Origin of the sequence: Methylobacterium terrae, assembly GCF_003173755.1 — a bacterium.
In the GTDB taxonomy this organism is placed as follows: Bacteria; Pseudomonadota; Alphaproteobacteria; order Rhizobiales; family Beijerinckiaceae; genus Methylobacterium; species Methylobacterium terrae.
Genome location: NZ_CP029553.1, coordinates 4,705,383 through 4,720,769 on the forward strand (window position 1 = coordinate 4,705,383; position 15,387 = coordinate 4,720,769).

Genomic DNA, 15,387 nt, shown 5'->3' on the forward strand with positions numbered 1-15,387 from the left:
ACGCGGCCTTGCCGGGGCGATCATACGCGTCCGGCGCGACGCTGTCAGGACATGGCGCCGGGCTTCTCCCGGCTTTCGTGCCCGGCTTTCCTCATGACCGCCCGCGCCTCATCCGGGCTCGCTCCGGCCGGCCTCGTCGCGCAGCGCCCGGCGGATCGTGCGCACGTGGCCGTCGTACTCGCGGGCGCGCTCCTCGTACATCCCGGCCACCAGGGCGTTGCCGCGCCGGTGGGCGTCGGCGGCCATGCGCCCGACGAGGTCGGCCCGCTCCTTGACCACCCGGAGGGCGATCCGCAGGGCGCTCTCGACCGCGTCGCCCTGCGCGTCCGCCAGGGCCTCCGCCGTGTAGGCGTGGCCGATCTGGCAGCGGAAGCGCAGCACCCCCCCCTCCCGCAGCTGGGACAGCACGCCGCCGCAATCCGGGCAGGTGATCGGGGCCGGGTCGGCGCCGTGCCCGAGGGTCTCGGACGAGGAGCGCCCGCCCGCGATCGCGACCTCGAGGGCGAGGTCGTCCGGCACCGGGCCCGGCGCGCCGGTGGGCAGGGCGACGAGGCGCGCCAGCGCCTCGCCGAGGGCGGGCGTCGGCGCGCGGGCATCGACCTGCACCGCGGCGAGCGCGCTCCGCGGCATGTCGGGCGCCTCGGCCTCGTCGGGATCCTGCACCAGGGCGAGTCCGCCGCGGGCCTTGATCGCGTCGAGGCCCGCCGCGCCGTCGTGCAGGAGGCCGCTCAGGAGCACGCCGACCACCCGCGGCCCGTAAGTGAGCGCGGCGGAGCGGAACAGGGCGTCGATCGCCGGCCGGCTGGTATTCTCCCGGGGCCCCGAGCCGAGGCGGATCGCGCCGGGCTCGACGAGCAGGTGGCGGTCGGCCGCCGCCAGGTAGACCCGGCCCGGCGCGATCGCCATGCCGTCCTCGGCGGTCGCCAGGGGCAGCGGCCCCGGATTCGGACCCAGCCGGGCCGCGAGGCGGCTGCCGCTCGCCATGTGCAGGACCACGAAGTAGGAGGCCGGGCTGTCCGGCGGCAGGCTCGCCAGGATCGCCCGCAGGGGCGCCACCGCTCCCGAGGAGCCGCCGATCACCACGACGTCGTGCGCGATGGCGCCGCCGCCCGGCGCCGGAGAATCTCGTCTGTGCGTCGGGGGCATGCCTGTCGCCGGAGGGGCGGCGGCCCGGCGCGTCACGCCGCCTGCCGTCTTTGGGGGGAGGGGGAGCCTCGCATCCGGGGGCCGGCCGTGCCCCAACACAGGTTAAGCGGAGGTGCCGCCTTCAGCGTTCGGCGCGCCGATCCCGCTTCGTCGCCCGGCCCCCGCCCCCGATGCGGCGCTCGTAGTGCTTGGCGACCCGGAGGTGGCGCGAGATCGCGTAGTTCATCGCCGTCAGGAAGCCGTAGGCGCCGCGCACGCAGTGGCGGCGGCCGAAATAGGCCTTCAGGAAGTTGCCCGGCAGCTCGACGAACAGGCGCCAGGTCGGGATCTCGACGCCGCGCGCCGCGAGGTCGTCGGCCTGCTGGTCGGAATAGCGGTTGAGCTTGTCGAGCTGGTCGCCGAGCGAGCGGACCGAGAAGTGGTGGATCACCGCCTTGAGCCGCCCGACCGTGGCGCCGGGCTCGAGATCGACCCGGTCGTGCACCGGCGAGGGCGAGTAGCGGCCCCGGTCGCGCCGGTAGAGCCGCACCGGCCGGAGCGTGTAGGCGAGGCGGTGGGGTCTGGCCTCGCCGGGGAACACCTCGGCGATGCCGAGCGCGTAGGCCGGGTGCGGCGGCTCGCCCGAGGCGAAGAGCCCGCGGATCTCGGCGGCGAGCGCCGGCGGCACCACCTCGTCGGCGTCGAGGTTGAGCATCCAGACGTGCCGGCACTGCTCCTCGGCGAAGCGCTTCTGCGGGCCGTAGCCGGGCCAGCCCCGCTCGATCACCCGGGCGCCGTGGGACGCGGCGATCTCCCGCGTGCCGTCGGTCGAGCCCGAATCGACCACGATCAGGTCGTCGGTCAGGTCGCGGACCGCCGCCAGGGTGGCGCCGAGGCGGTCGGCCTCGTTGTGGGCGATGAGGAAGATCGAGAGGGGGAGGGGGGCGAGCATGGACCGACGCGGGAGGGCCCCGGCCCGCCTGGAGAGCGCCGGGGGATGTCGGGGCAGCCTCTAGAGCACTTTTCGGCGTTCTGGAAACCGGTCCGGGCCGGAGGGGCCGACCGGCGGGCGGGAGCGTGCCCTGGCGGCAACGGCCGCCCGAAGAAGCGCGCTCGCGCCCCGCCGCCCCATTGGCGCCGCATCGGTTTGGCTCATCCTTAAGCAGTGCCCGGGACAATCGGGTGCGAGGAATCGTTCGGTGCCGCAGGGTTTCGCGGGACGAGCGGGGAGCGGGTTCGTGGTGATGAGGTGTCTCGTGCGCGGCCGGAGCCTGGGAATCCTCCTCGTCGCGACGGTGCTCGGCGCCTGCGCGGGCACGCCGAAGGGCGTGCTGGCCCCGGTCGCCGCGACGGTGCCGGGGGCGTCAAAGGTCGACATGCTGGTCGCGACGACCCGCAAGACCGCCGCCAACCCGGGCGAGATGTATTCCGGCGACCGCGGGCCGGCCCTGTCCTACGCCGACATCACGGTCTCGATCCCGCCGGATTCGATGCGCCAGCCCGGCACGGTGCAGTGGCCGAAGGAACTGCCCGGCAACCCCGCCACCGACTTCGTGACCCTCAAGGCCGAGACCCTGGACCGGCCGGAGGCGGCGGCCCGCCTGCGCCGCAGCGCCGCGCGCACGGGCAAGCGCCACGTCCTCGTGTTCGTCCACGGCTTCAACAACCGCTTCGAGGACGCGGTCTACCGCTTCGCCCAGATCGTGCACGACACCAGGGCCGACGTGGTGCCGGTGCTGTTCACCTGGCCGTCCCGCGGCAGCGTGCTCGCCTACGGCTACGACCGCGAGAGCACCAACTACTCCCGCAACGCCCTCGAGGGCGTGCTGCGGCGCCTCGCCCAGAACCCGGAGGTGGCCGAGGTCACGGTGCTCGCCCACTCGATGGGCAACTGGCTCGTGCTCGAATCCCTGCGCCAGATGGCGATCCGCGACGGGCGCGTCGCGCAAAAGATCCGCGACGTGGTGCTGGCCGCCCCCGACGTCGACGTCGACCTCGCCCGCGAGGCGTTCCGCGACATGGGCCCGACCCGGCCCCGGCTCAGCCTGTTCGTCTCCCAGGACGACAACGCCCTCGCGGTCTCGCGCCTGGTCTGGGGCAATTCCGGCGCGCGGTTAGGCGCCATCGACCCCTCGACCGAGCCCTATCGCAGCGAGCTCGCCCGCGAGAACATCGCGGTCCTCAACCTCACGACGATGAAGGGGGAGGACGCCCTCAACCACGGCAAGTTCGCCGGCAGCCCGCAGCTCGTGGCGCTGCTGGGCAACCGCCTGGCGCAGGGACAGACCATCACGGATTCCCGCGTCGGCCTCTCAGACCGCATCGTCCAGATGACGGCCGGCGCCGCCGCCACCGTCGGCACCGCGGCCGGCCTCGCGGTCTCGGCCCCCGTGGCGGTGGTCGACGCCCAGAGCCGCGAGACCTACGGCGAGCACCTGCGCAACCTCGGCCAGGGCATCGGCGACACGGCGGAAGGGGCGGTCGATCTCGCCACCGCGCCGGCCCGGGCGCTCGGGGGGCGGTGAGAGGGTCGGCGGCGCAACGGTTGTGGCTCGCGATCCAGGTCCGCTGCGACGAGCAGCAGGAACGGGGGAGGCTCGATAGGGGGCTCGCGGGATCGCTCCGGGTGGCATCAGTCTGTGCACAAGTGCGGCGGCGCACGTGACGGCGGCTTGTCGCAGGGGCGGGCTGCGCTCTGTGTATGAGTGTGGATAAATAGCATGTTCTCCACACGTTCTTCCGGTGGTAGTCTCTTGAATCGGTCCTCAACCAGGTGCCCGTCGTGAACCCGCTGCCCCCCATCCCGACTCGCTTGTTGAAGGCTAAGGTTCACGGCCTCGCGGAGGCTGCTGCGTCACGACTGAAATTTGAGCCCGGCGACGCAATGGAGCCATTGGTCGTGCGACTTGGTGGCCGAATAGAGTATTAAACTGCCGACACAAACTTTGATAGGTTGCCCGAGTCAATCATCGTTCGATCAACCAACGATTTTACGATCTTTCTACCGAGCGTAACGTCGGTGGTAAGGGATAGATTTACGATAGCCCACGAGCTTGGTCATTTATTTCTACATTACGCCATGATTGTCAGAAATTTTCCTGGCGCAATGATGATTGCAACGCGTTGGGTCAAGGAAGATAATGATGATTTGAAGCGCGCCGAATGGGAAGCGAATTGGTTTGCTGCAGCATTTCTTATGCCTGCTGCTAAGTTCAAGAAGTGCCTCGAAGAAAATGATGGTCACGTGAATGTTGTTGCCGTCCAATTCGGCGTGAGCCCGAAGGCGGCGGAAGTGCGTGCGCAATCTCTGGGCCTTTTTGTGTATGCTTGAGTGCCCCGATTACCGTCTAAGGCTGTTTTTGTCTGTCGATCTTGTTGGGTCGACGGCTTTTAAATCGAAGCATGCCGACAGACGTGAAGAGAACGAGCCGTATCCAGTCTGGCTGAATCGAACGCGAAGCTTTTACAGGCATTTCCCGCAAATGCTTAATAAGCATTATAATGAATTTTTGGGTGTAGTTGAACATAGAAATGCGTTTTCCGAGATGGCGCCAAAAATTTGGAAAACTGTTGGGGATGAAATCATATTTTGCATTCGCATAATATGTTTAGAGCATCTTTCGTATTGTATGAAAGCATTCGTGCGAGCGCTCTCATCATACGGTGAGGCGATCAATCGGCAGGAGAAGGAGCTGGATGTAAAAGGGTGCGCGTGGATCGTATCCTTTCCTGCTCCAAATGCGACGGTTCTATCTCCAAGCGGTGCTTCGGGCGACATGCGACAAACTGAAATCGGAGCACAGCTCGACGAGGCGGATGAAATAAAGGCCGATTTCAATCCGAGGGAATATGATTTTTTAGGTAAGCAGATTGACACTGGATTTCGGGTCTCGAAATTCGCTCAATCGCATGAGCTTGCCCTATCAATCGATTTGGCGTGGCTGCTAACGCTCGTGCGACATCGAGATCTGGTCGATTTTAATTTTTTGTATAAAGGACGAGAGGCTTTGAAGGGCGTAATTGGAGGAATCCCTTACCCGATCATAACAATTCAAACGGAAAGATCGGTTCATCGTCGCGAGCTCGAAGCACTCGAAAGATCTGTTAATGGCACGGGCTTTGCTGAGCCGTTTGGTTTGCACAAATATATTTATAAATTTATGGAAATCAATGAAATAGAAATGCCGATTTTAAAAGCATTTGGTGAGAGTATTGAATCAGAAGAACTGCCCATATGCTATAAGAATATCAAATCTGCATGGAATTCAGCCGCACAAGAAACGGACAAAAGAGAAATATTAAAGGACGAAGCAAATAAATATGAAGATCAAGAAAATGATAGCGACGGCGCTAGTCTTTCCACCGATCCAATCGAATATTTAGACAGTTTTATGGAAAAAATTACGAAGGAGTAAATTGAGGTTTAATATAAAACATTGAATGTTTCCTACATCATCGTGCATGATAGTCTTTTTCATAATATATAAGTGTATATATAAATGGTCGGACCCTGCACGCCTCGATCATGGGCATCATCAGTCATGAGACCAGAGCGGTGGCTCGGCATAGAGAAGTGACATAATGGCGTTGCCGACGACGCCGAAGATGCGAGGAAAGCCGCCATGCACCACCCCACGCGCCGCACCCTTCTCGCCGGCGCCGCCGCGACCGCGATCCTCCCGAGCCCGCACGTCCGGGCGCAGGGCGGGCCTCTCCGGCTCAAATGCGGCGTCGTCACCCCCGACACCCATCCGGCGACGATCCGCCTGCGCGAGGCGGCCGACAAGGTGGCGAAGGAGACCAATGGCGCCATCGAGGTCGCGGTGTTTCCCAACGGCCAGCTCGGCTCCGACACCGACATGCTGAGCCAGCTGCGCTCGGGCGCGCTCGAGATGTTCGCGCAATCGTCCTCGAACCTCGCGACGCTGGTGCCGCGGGCCTCGCTCATCAACATCGCCTTCGCGTGGAGCGGCTACGACAAGGTCTGGCCGGCGGTCGACGGCGAGCTCGGCGCCTATATCCGGTCCGAGATCACGAAGGCCGGCCTCGTCCCGTTCGAGCGGATGTGGGACAACGGCTTTCGCCAGACCACGACCAGCACCCGCCCGATCAAGAGCCCGGCGGATTTCGAGGGCCTGAAGCTCAGGGTGCCGAACAGCGCGCTGTTCACCTCCGCCTTCCGGGCGCTCGGCGCCGCGCCCGTCGCCCTCAACTTCTCGGAGGCCTACTCGGCCCTGCAGACTAAGGTGGTGGACGGCCAGGAGAACCCGCTCGCCATCATCACGAGCTTCAAGCTGGCCGAGGTGCAGAAGTACCTCTCCTTCACCAACCACATCTGGGACGGGTTCTGGCTGATGTCCGGGAACCGGACCTGGTCGCGCCTGCCGGAGGACGCGAAGGCGGTGCTCGCGCGCCACTTCGACCAGGCGGCCCTCGACCAGCGGCAGGACATCGCGAGCCAGGGCGTGGCGATGCGCGAGGCGCTGGCCAAGGCCGGCTTCGCGATCAACGACGCGCCGGCCGGTCCCTTCCAGGACAAATTGCGGAGCGCCGGCTTCTACACCGAGTGGAAGGGCAAGTACGGCGCCGAGGCCTGGGGGCACCTGGAGAAGTTCGCCGGGGCGGTGTCGTAGAACGCCTCGACACCCGTCTCATCCCGCCTCGTCGTCCCGGGGCTCCGCGCGGCCCCGGGACGACGTCGATGGATGGACGGAATGCCGGGGGAGCGACCGGAGGCCTACCCCGCCTCCAGCGGCCGCATCACCGCGTAGAGCGCGCTCTTCGCCTCGAAGCCGATGCCGGGCACGTCCGGCATCGCGACCCGGCTGTCCTCGACCGGCACCGCATCGGCGAAGCCGCCGAAGGGGGCGAAGACGTCCGGGTAGCTCTCGTTTCCGCCGAGGCCCAAGCCCACCGCGATGTTGAGGGCGAACTGGTGCCCGCCATGGGGCACGCAGCGGCGCGGCGACCAGCCGTGGGCGCGGAGCACGTCGAGGGTGCGCAGGTACTCGACGAGCCCGTAGGACAGGGCGGGGTCGAATTGCAGGATGTCGCGGTCGGGCCGCAGGCCGCCGTGGCGGATCAGGTTGCGGGCGTCCTGGTGCGAGAACAGGTTCTCGCCGGTGGCGAGCACGCCGTCATAGGTCGTGGCGAGCGCGGCATGCGCCAGGCAGTCGAGGGGATCGACCGGCTCCTCGTACCAGCGCAGGCCGAACGGCGCGACGGCGCGGCCGAAGCGGATCGCCTCCTCGAGGGTGAAGCGGCCGTTGACGTCGACGCAGAGGCGGGCGCCGTCGCCGCCGAGCACGGAGAGCACCGCCTCGATCCGGGCGAGATCCTCCTCCAGCGGCACCAGCCCGACCTTCATCTTCACGGTGCTGTAGCCGCGGTCGAGGTAGGAGCGCATCTCGTCCTGGAGGGCGCCGACACCCTTGCCCGGGTAGTAGTAGCCGCCCGCGGCGTAGACCCAGGCGGTCGGGTCGGCCTCGCCGCCGCGGTAGCGGTCGGCGAGCAGCCGCCACAGCGGCACGCCCTTCGCCTTGGCGAGCGCGTCCCACAGGGCCATGTCGAGGACGCCGACCGCCACCGAGCGCTCGCCGTGACCGCCGGGCTTCTCGTTCCTCATCATCGCCGCCCAGGCCCGGTGCGGGTCGATCAAGCCGTCCTCGCCCTGGAGGTCCGGGGCGGCGGCCAGGAGGCGCGGGATGAAGCGCTCGCGCAGGAGCCCCTGCGGCGCGTAGCGCCCGTTCGAGTTGAAGCCGAAGCCGACGACCGGGCGGCCGTCGACGACGGCGTCGGTCACCACCGCGACGACGCTCGCCGTCATGGTCGAGAAGTCGATCCAGGCGTTGGCGATGTCCGACTTGATCGGCGCGACGATGTCGCGGATGGCGGTGATGCGCATGGGGACGCCCCTACGAGTTCGGTCGCCTCGTCTCGTAGGACCCCGAGCCGGCGCTGACAAATGCGCCGGACGCGCGGGATGCCGGCGCCGGCAAATGGGCGCCGGCAAGTGGGCGCCGGCGCCGGGATGTCAGCGTGCGGTGCCGTTCTTCTGCGCGCCCGGGCCGGTGCCGGGGGCGCCGCTGCCGGTCGGGCCGTCGCGCTGCACCGTGGGGCCGGGACCCATGTTGCCGCCGCTCGACCCTTGCGAGCCGGTCGAGCCCATGCTGCCGGGATTGTTGCCGCCGATGCCGTTGCCCGGCGGCTGGCTCGCCATGCCCGAGCCGGTATTGCCGCTCGAGGACGGAGCGGCGCCCGAGCCGTTGTTGATGCCCTGGGCGGCGACGCCGGCCGCCGTGCCGGTCACGAGGGCGAAGGCGAGGAGGGAGATGCGGAGCGACATGAGGCTAACCGGTCCGGGATGAGTCGGACCGGGGCAACGGCGGGACGCTGCGGGCGTTCCCCGCCCGGGAAACACCTCTGGCGGATCGGGCCTGGCCCGACCCCGGACCGACGGTCGACGCCGCCCGGCGGATTAAACCCTTGGCATCGCGTGCCACTCGCGGGCAGAGTGCGCCGCCTGTCGTCCCGCTGTCACGGGGCGGCGGCTATGGCCGCCCGGAAGAAGGTGGCGTGGATCTTGAAAGGGAGCGCGCGGGGTCCGGTCCCGGCCCGTCCTCGCGCGAAGGAGTTGTGATGCAGGTGTTCCTGGTCGCCCTCGGGCTCATCGTCGTCCTGGTCGCCGTCGGCGTGTTCGGTCATCATCCCGATCACCGCGAGGAGCCGACGCCGCGGCGGCGCGGCTGAGGAGGCCTTTCGGGCGGCACGGCCGAGGAGGCCGTTCGGGCGGCGCGGCCGAGGAGGCCGTTCGGGCGGCGCGGCCGAGGGGGTATCGGCGCGGCGCAACGGCCGCGTCCCTGCCGCGTTGGATCCTGCGGACGGCCGTGCCTCGCGCCACGAGGATCGTCCTCCTGCGACAGGAGCCCACCATGCCCGCATCGCGTCCGATCATCCGCGCGCTGCTCACCGGCGCCCTCGCCGCCGGCAGCCTCGCGCAGGCTCATGCCCAAGCCCAGAGCCTTCCCGACCAGACCGGCACCGGGGGCGGGCCGCGCTCGACCATCACGGCCCCGAATACCAGCTCGGTCGGCCAGGTCATGCCGCATTCCGGCCGGCCCGAAGCGGGCCTGGAGCGCAGGATCGACGACCGCACCCGCCAGGAGCGCGTCGACGACCGGATCGATTCCGGCATCTGCGTCGGCTGCGGCCGTTAGCGCATTTCCCGACGACGCGGATACCGGCCCGTCGACAGGCGACGCGGCACGATCAAAGACCGGGAGCATCATCCGATCGCCCGCGATCGGATGATCTCGCGGGGGCTCAGCCCAGCATCTCCGCCAGCCGCGCCCGGGCCCGGTTGATCCGGCTCTTCACGGTGCCGACCCGGCACTCCATCGCGGTCGCGATGTCCTCGTAGGAGAGGTCGTGGACGGCCGAGAGCAGGAGCGCCTCGCGCTGGTCCGGCACCAGGCGGTCGAGGGCGGCCTGCACGTCGCGCAGGTCGACGTTGCCCTGCTGGGCCGGCAGGGAGACGAGGCTCGCGGCGAACAGCCCGTCGGGATCGCCGACCTCGCGGGCGCGCTTCTGGTGCTCGGAATAGAAGCTGTTGCGCAGGATGGTGTAGAGCCAGGCCGAGAGGTGGGTGCCGGGCGCGAACCGGTCCTGGGCCGCCCAGGCCTTGAGCAGCGTCTCCTGCACCAGGTCGTCGGCGCGGGTGCGATCGTTGCACAGGGTCACGGCCCGGCGCCGCAGCCGCGGCACCTCCTCCAGGAGGTCGCGGCGGAACGCCTCCGCGGGCGCGGCGTCGAGGCCGGCGAGCGCCGCGGCGAGGCGGGCGACCAGGTCCTGCAGGTGCGCGCAAGGCGGCAGCGCCGCGTCGTCGTAGGCGGCGCGCAGGGTCGCGCCGAGATGGGCCTGGATGCCGGCCGGCAGGGCCGGCGCCTCGGCGCGCTCCGGACCGAGCCGGTCCGGGTCGTTCGTGGTCAGCGACGGCATCGTGCGGTCTCCGGTGACCGACGGCTTAAGGCACGTCCCGGCGTACCATTACAATGAGCCCGATGTACTAGTTCGTCCGGTCCGCCGCATCGGCCGGCGGACCGTCCGCGAGGGTGGGCGGCACCGTGCCGGGCAGCCAGCGCCCGCGCATGTGCCGCCCGGCGGCCTGCCTCAGCTTCTCGGCATAGTCCGGCAGCTCCGGCCCGATCAGCGGCAGGGCGAAGTCCGCGATGGTGGCCCGGATGCCGTCCGCGTCGAGGGCGCGCCCGGCGAGAGCGGCGTGGCGGGCGATCTCGAGCTCCTGGCCCCAGAAATAGACCTGGGCGGCGCGCACGTTCTCCTGCATCCGGCGCACTTCCTCGACCCGGCCGTCGGACACGAGCGGCAGCCAGATGTCCGGCATCAGCAGGTCGACGGGCCGGTCCGGCCGCCAGGCATGGGCGTCGCCCTCGACGATACGGAGCTTGCCCCGCGCCTCCGGCGGCAGCTGGGCGGCGAGGTCGAGCTCGCGGTGCAGCGCGATCACCTCGGGGTCGCGCTCGACCACGGTGACGGCGGTGACCTCCGGCCGCAGCGCGCTCGCCACCGCCGACCAGCCCATGCCGAGGCCGAACACGGCGACGTGGCCGCGGGCGAGCCGCACGCCGGTCTCCTGGCTCTCGAGCTCGATCGGCGTCGTCGACATCCAGGTCTCGTCGCCGCGGGTGAGCACGGTGACGCGCGGCACCAGCATCGTCGGGCTCCAGTAGCCCTGGGTGAGGAGGTTCTGCCCGTGATGCACCTGCCAGGCGCCGGAGCGCAGCGCCCGGTATTCCGGCACGAACAGGTCATAGACGAAGGGGGCGAGGCCGGGTGGGTGCGTCATGCCGTCTCCTCGTGCATCCGCCGCCCGGCACTGGGCCCCGATTCTCCGCCCTGACGCAAGGCGACGTCCGCCCGGAAGACGCCGCTAACCCGCGACCCGCCCCGGATCCGGACCGGGTCCCGCGCCCAGGCCCCGCACCAGCGGCAGGGCGGCCGCGCAGGCCCCGGCCATGACCCAGAACGCGCCCGCGCCGAGGCGGCCGTAGAGCGGGCCGGAGGCGGCGGTCGCCAGGGTGGTGGCGAGGCCGAGGCCGAGGGTGCCGTAGAGGGTCTGGGCCGTCGCCGCGAGGCCGGGCGGCACCGTCTGCCCGAGGATCCGCATCGCCGCGAGGTGCAGGAGCGCGAAGGTCAGGCCGTGCAGGGCCTGGATGCCGGCCAGCGCCGGCAGGGACGCGGTGAGCGCCGCCACCGACCAGCGGACGATCCCGGCCCCGGCCGCCAGCGCCAGGGCGCCGGCCGGCCCGATCCGGGCGAGGAGGGCCGGGCCGAGGACGAGGAAGACCAGCACCTCCGCCGCCACCGCCTCGGCCCAGAGCAGGCTCGCGGCGGTCGGGCCCAGGCCCGCCTCGCGCCAGCGGATCACCGCGAAGGCGTCGTGCACCGCGTGACTGCCGATCACCAGGGCCGCCACCGCGACGAGGCGCCGGAAGCGGGGATCGCGCAGGAGCGGGCCGGCCCCGGCGGTGGCGGGGCCCCCCGCGGCCGGGGCGGAGGCGGACGGAAGCCCGCGCACCGCCCCGGCGAGGCCCGCGAACGCGGCCGCCCCCGCGACCGGCAGGGCGGCGAGGCCGACGAGCGCCGTGAGCTGGCCGGCCGCGAGGGTGCCGGCGATGAAGGCCGCCGAGCCCGCACCCCGCACGGTGCCGTAGGCGAAACGGGCGGCCTTGGCGGCGGGCAGCGCCAGGGCGTCGGCGAGCGGCGCCAGCGGCGCGGTCGCGGCGGCGTGGGCGAGGCCGGCGAGCATCAGCCCGGCGAAGCCGTGGCCGGCGAGGTAGAGGAGGGCGGTGAGGCCCGAGAGGGCGGCGCAGCCCGCGAGCACGCCCCGCCCGGCGGCCAGCCGGTCGGCGACCCGGCCCGCCAGCGGTCCGGCGGCGAGGCGGATGCCGGTGCCGGCGGCGAGCACCAGCCCGACCTCCTCGGGGGAGAGCCCGCGCTCGGCGAGGAGCGCGGGCAGGAACGGCGTGGTGAGGCCGTAGCCGGCGTAGAGCGCGGCGTAGACGAGGAGGAAGCGCGGCAGCGCGCCGGGCACGCCGCCGCGCTCCCTCGCGCGCGTCAGAACGCGCGTCAGAGCAGGCCGGCGCCGTGCGGGTGGTCCCGCGGCGGCTCGACCGTGACGATGGCGCCGAGACCGAGGATGAGGGCGCCGGCGGCGCAGAAGGCGAGGGAGAGGGCGGTGATGATCATGGGCGAGAGCTTCGCGACACCGTGCTTAACGCGCGCTTGCCGAACAGGGTGAAGAGAGGGAAAACCCCGGCATCCACAACGCGGATGCGGGCGGGTGCGGACTCGCCGCCACGGCCACGCAAACGCCATCATCGCGGCCCCGCCCCCGCGATCGCCGGAGGAACGTTCCATGGAGTACCGCACCCTCGGCCGCTCCGGCCTGAAGGTCTCGCAGCTCTGCCTCGGCACCATGATGTTCGGCGGGCCGACCCCGGACGCCGAGGCCGAGCGCATCGTGGCGGACGCCCGCGAGCAGGGCGTGACCTTCATCGACACCGCGAACGCCTACACCGAGGGCTGCTCGGAGGAGGTCGTGGGCCGCGCCATCGCCCGCGACCGCGACGCCTGGGTGCTCGCCACCAAGGTGGCGAACCCGATGGGCAAGGGGCAAAACGACCGCGGCCTGTCGCGGGCCCACATCGTGCAGGCCTGCGAGGCCAGCCTCAAGCGGCTGAACACCGACCGGATCGACCTCTACTACCTCCACAAGGAGGACCACGACACGCCGCTCGCCGAGACCGTGCGGGCGATGGCCGACCTGATCCGGGCCGGCAAGGTGCGCTACTTCGCGGTGTCCAACTACCGGGCCTGGCGGGTCGCCGAGATCTGCCGCCTGTGCGACGAGCACGGCATCGACCGGCCGGCGGCGAGCCAGCCGTACTACAACGCCCTCAACCGGATGCCGGAGGTCGAGCACCTGCCGGCCTGCGCCCATTACGGGCTCGGCGTCGTGCCCTACTCGCCGCTCGCCCGCGGCGTCCTGACCGCGAAGTACCGCCCCGGCGAGGCGCCGCCCGAGGGCACCCGCGCGGGGCGCGGCGACACCCGGATGATGCAGACCGAGTGGCGGCCCGAGAGCCTGCGCATCGCCGAGGAGCTGAAGGCCCATGCCGAGGCCAGGGGCGCCACGGTGATCGACTTCGCGGTGGGCTGGGTGCTCAACAACCGCGCCGTCACCGCGGTGATCGCCGGGCCCCGGACCTTCGACCAGTGGCGCTCCTACGCCGACGCCCTGGCCTACCGCTTCACGCCCGAGGACGAGGCGCTCGTCGACCACCTCGTGCCGGCCGGCCACCCCTCGACGCCGGGCTACACCGACCCGGCCTATCCGCTCGAGGGACGGACCACCTGGACGGCGGCGCGCGACTGAGCCACGCTCCCGCCGTCAGGCTAACGGCGTGATCCGATGTGGATGACGCCGGTCGATGGCGGATTTCCTCTTGGAACGCGCCGCGCACGGCTTAGTTGTTGACGCTATGTGCCCAGGCATGTCCACTCTTCGACCCTGGGAAACGGGTTGCAGACCGGAGGAGACCCATGGCGACCAAGACCACCAAGAAAGCCGAGACCAAGGCCGAGCCCGAGGCCGCCCCGAAGGCCGCCGCCAAGGCGGCCCCGAAGGCCGCAAAGGAGACCAAGGCCGAGCCCAAGGATGACGGCAAGGACGAGGCCAAGGGCAAGAAGGTCGCGGCGCCGAAATCCGGCGACAAGCCGAACGCCCTGCAGAAGCCGCTGCAGCCGACGCCCGAGCTCAGCGCCATCGTGGGCGACAAGCCGATCCCGCGCGGCGAGGTGGTGAGCAAGGTGTGGGAGTACATCCGCAAGCACTCGCTCCAGAACCCCGAGAACAAGCGCGAGATCCTGGCCGACGACAAGCTCAAGAAGGTCTTCGGCAAGGACAAGGCGACGATGTTCGAGATGAACAAGTACCTCGCCCAGCACCTCAAGTAAGGCGGTCGGCCTCCTCCGGTCCGGATGGCCGCGCCGCGTGGCCATCCGTTCCCCGTGGGCGAAGCGAGGGGTAATCCCGGCCTCGGACGGCCCCGTCGATGCGGGCCGGTCCGCCGCTCTAAGCCGTGTCCGGCATCCGCCCGGCCCGCCGGTCGTCGATTGAATGACCCAGCCCCCCGATCCGGCCGAAGCCGGCCGTCGCCGCGCCCTGGCGGCCCTCCTGTTCCTCATCGTTCTGGTGATCGGCGGCGTCTGGCTCGCCGATGCGCTGCGCCGCGAATCCGAGCGCGAGGATTGCCTGGCGAGCGGCCGGCGCGACTGCGCTGTGGTGCGATCGGAGCCGTAGGGTCAAAACTCAATCAGCTTCACCCTGCGGAGAGCCGTCGAGGGTGGGAACTGGATTCCGGCCTTCTCCCCAGAGCGGATGTTCCTCCGCCGATCTGGAGAGCGAATGACGGGAGCGACCTCCATGTCCAGGGATTCTGCCCCATCACTTGCCGATATCGCTGTGGGTGTTTCTCGCATGCTCCAATTAACGCTTGAGCGCGATAGCAATGCAGAAGGCTATTTTTTCCACATCCTTCACGGCCCGTTTGATGAAGCCTGCTACGTGCTGGAAGATTTCCGAGTCGCCCATCCGATGCGCGAGAATAACAATCAAGCTATTTGGCATCAAGACGGCAAATATCCTTCTGACGTTTCCCCATGCCATTACGCATTTCAGCCTGACGAAGAGATGCGAGCGAGCATTGCTTCTCGGCCTCAGATCGATAAACTATTGGCAGATCGGCTGATTTCGGTTTTTCTCAGCCTGAGCTGCGAATATGCTGCGGCGGGCACAGCTTTGCCTGCTGGCCGAGAGCCATTCAGAGTGCCGCGCGAGTATGATTTGGAAATAAAGGCACTTATACTTTTGGGATATCTCGATCGGTTAGGCGAACTTGTCAGGTGGAATAATAATATATCTTCAATTATGCGAGAAATTCGCTTGTGGGACGAATCAAACGATCTAAAATTACCTGAAGTTCCGCAGGTTCCTGCTGATGCGCAGCATAAAGCGCGAAACTTGCTGATGCAAAACCAACGTATTGCCGCAATCAAGATCGTATGCGATGCGTCCGGTATGACGCTCGTTGATGCCATGGCATGTATAAAAGAATTGGAAAAAATCTGAACTGGAAAGCAACGCACTTACAGCCGATTCATGCTTGCAATAATACAAGTCAT

At 68.8% G+C, this 15,387-nt stretch carries 16 protein-coding genes; 9 read left to right on the forward strand and 7 right to left on the reverse strand.

Annotated elements, in window-relative coordinates:
• Nucleotides 1-108: 108 nt before the first annotated feature.
• Both DK419_RS21845 and DK419_RS21850 read right to left on the reverse strand, forming a co-directional pair.
• Nucleotides 109-1,146, reverse strand: coding sequence for a chemotaxis protein CheB (locus tag DK419_RS21845; protein ID WP_109960959.1), 1,038 nt, complete (start codon nucleotides 1,144-1,146; stop codon nucleotides 109-111).
• Between the two features lie 121 nt (nucleotides 1,147-1,267).
• Nucleotides 1,268-2,077: a glycosyltransferase family 2 protein gene (locus tag DK419_RS21850; RefSeq protein WP_109960960.1), complete on the reverse strand. Its 810-nt coding sequence runs from the start codon at nucleotides 2,075-2,077 to the stop codon at nucleotides 1,268-1,270.
• Nucleotides 2,078-2,381: 304 nt separating this feature from the next.
• Here DK419_RS21850 and DK419_RS21855 point away from each other — a divergent pair, with 304 nt between their 5' ends.
• The 4 genes from DK419_RS21855 to DK419_RS21865 all read left to right on the forward strand — a co-directional run bounded on the left by DK419_RS21855 (nucleotide 2,382) and on the right by DK419_RS21865 (nucleotide 6,758).
• Nucleotides 2,382-3,650: an alpha/beta hydrolase gene (locus DK419_RS21855; RefSeq protein WP_245442618.1), complete on the forward strand. Its 1,269-nt coding sequence runs from the start codon at nucleotides 2,382-2,384 to the stop codon at nucleotides 3,648-3,650.
• 494 nt (nucleotides 3,651-4,144) lie between these two features.
• A complete protein-coding gene (locus DK419_RS21860; RefSeq protein WP_245443046.1) occupies nucleotides 4,145-4,456 on the forward strand; it encodes an ImmA/IrrE family metallo-endopeptidase in 312 nt (103 codons plus the stop codon).
• Nucleotides 4,422-5,540 carry a hypothetical protein gene (locus tag DK419_RS28800; RefSeq protein WP_162561352.1) on the forward strand — a complete coding sequence of 373 codons (1,119 nt, stop codon included), beginning with the start codon at nucleotides 4,422-4,424 and terminating at the stop codon, nucleotides 5,538-5,540. Before DK419_RS21860 ends, DK419_RS28800 begins: the two co-directional genes overlap by 35 nt.
• A gap of 207 nt (nucleotides 5,541-5,747) precedes the next feature.
• Complete coding sequence (locus DK419_RS21865; protein ID WP_109960963.1) at nucleotides 5,748-6,758, forward strand: TRAP transporter substrate-binding protein; 1,011 nt, start codon at nucleotides 5,748-5,750, stop codon at nucleotides 6,756-6,758.
• Nucleotides 6,759-6,862: 104 nt separating this feature from the next.
• Here the strand turns inward: DK419_RS21865 and DK419_RS21870 are convergent, their stop codons facing one another.
• Nucleotides 6,863-8,029: a mandelate racemase/muconate lactonizing enzyme family protein gene (locus tag DK419_RS21870; protein WP_109960964.1), complete on the reverse strand. Its 1,167-nt coding sequence runs from the start codon at nucleotides 8,027-8,029 to the stop codon at nucleotides 6,863-6,865.
• Nucleotides 8,030-8,158: 129 nt separating this feature from the next.
• Nucleotides 8,159-8,470 (reverse strand): hypothetical protein, encoded by a 312-nt coding sequence (locus DK419_RS21875; protein ID WP_245442619.1) that lies wholly within the window; start codon nucleotides 8,468-8,470, stop codon nucleotides 8,159-8,161.
• 586 nt (nucleotides 8,471-9,056) lie between these two features.
• On the opposite strand from DK419_RS21875, the gene DK419_RS21880 reads away from it, so the two are divergent.
• Nucleotides 9,057-9,341 carry a hypothetical protein gene (locus DK419_RS21880; RefSeq protein ID WP_109960965.1) on the forward strand — a complete coding sequence of 95 codons (285 nt, stop codon included), beginning with the start codon at nucleotides 9,057-9,059 and terminating at the stop codon, nucleotides 9,339-9,341.
• Nucleotides 9,342-9,447: 106 nt separating this feature from the next.
• Here the strand turns inward: DK419_RS21880 and DK419_RS21885 are convergent, their stop codons facing one another.
• The 3 genes from DK419_RS21885 to DK419_RS21895 form a co-directional block, all read right to left on the reverse strand.
• Nucleotides 9,448-10,122 (reverse strand): sigma-70 family RNA polymerase sigma factor, encoded by a 675-nt coding sequence (locus DK419_RS21885; protein ID WP_109960966.1) that lies wholly within the window; start codon nucleotides 10,120-10,122, stop codon nucleotides 9,448-9,450.
• Nucleotides 10,123-10,189: 67 nt separating this feature from the next.
• Complete coding sequence (locus tag DK419_RS21890; protein WP_208642232.1) at nucleotides 10,190-10,987, reverse strand: spermidine synthase family protein; 798 nt, start codon at nucleotides 10,985-10,987, stop codon at nucleotides 10,190-10,192.
• A gap of 84 nt (nucleotides 10,988-11,071) precedes the next feature.
• The gene (locus DK419_RS21895; RefSeq protein WP_109960967.1) at nucleotides 11,072-12,235 is read right to left on the reverse strand and encodes an MFS transporter; all 1,164 of its coding nucleotides are present in this window, start codon (nucleotides 12,233-12,235) and stop codon (nucleotides 11,072-11,074) included.
• A 324-nt stretch (nucleotides 12,236-12,559) separates the two neighbouring features.
• On the opposite strand from DK419_RS21895, the gene DK419_RS21900 reads away from it, so the two are divergent.
• From DK419_RS21900 to DK419_RS28805, 4 genes are all read left to right on the forward strand, one after another.
• On the forward strand, nucleotides 12,560-13,579 hold the full coding sequence (locus tag DK419_RS21900; RefSeq protein WP_109960968.1) for an aldo/keto reductase: 1,020 nt from the start codon (nucleotides 12,560-12,562) through the stop codon (nucleotides 13,577-13,579).
• Nucleotides 13,580-13,746: 167 nt separating this feature from the next.
• A complete protein-coding gene (locus tag DK419_RS21905; protein WP_109960969.1) occupies nucleotides 13,747-14,160 on the forward strand; it encodes an SWIB/MDM2 domain-containing protein in 414 nt (137 codons plus the stop codon).
• A gap of 163 nt (nucleotides 14,161-14,323) precedes the next feature.
• Nucleotides 14,324-14,506 (forward strand): hypothetical protein, encoded by a 183-nt coding sequence (locus tag DK419_RS21910; protein WP_109960970.1) that lies wholly within the window; start codon nucleotides 14,324-14,326, stop codon nucleotides 14,504-14,506.
• Nucleotides 14,507-14,611: 105 nt separating this feature from the next.
• Nucleotides 14,612-15,334, forward strand: coding sequence for a hypothetical protein (locus DK419_RS28805; protein WP_162561354.1), 723 nt, complete (start codon nucleotides 14,612-14,614; stop codon nucleotides 15,332-15,334).
• The last annotated feature ends 53 nt before the right edge of the window (nucleotides 15,335-15,387 follow it).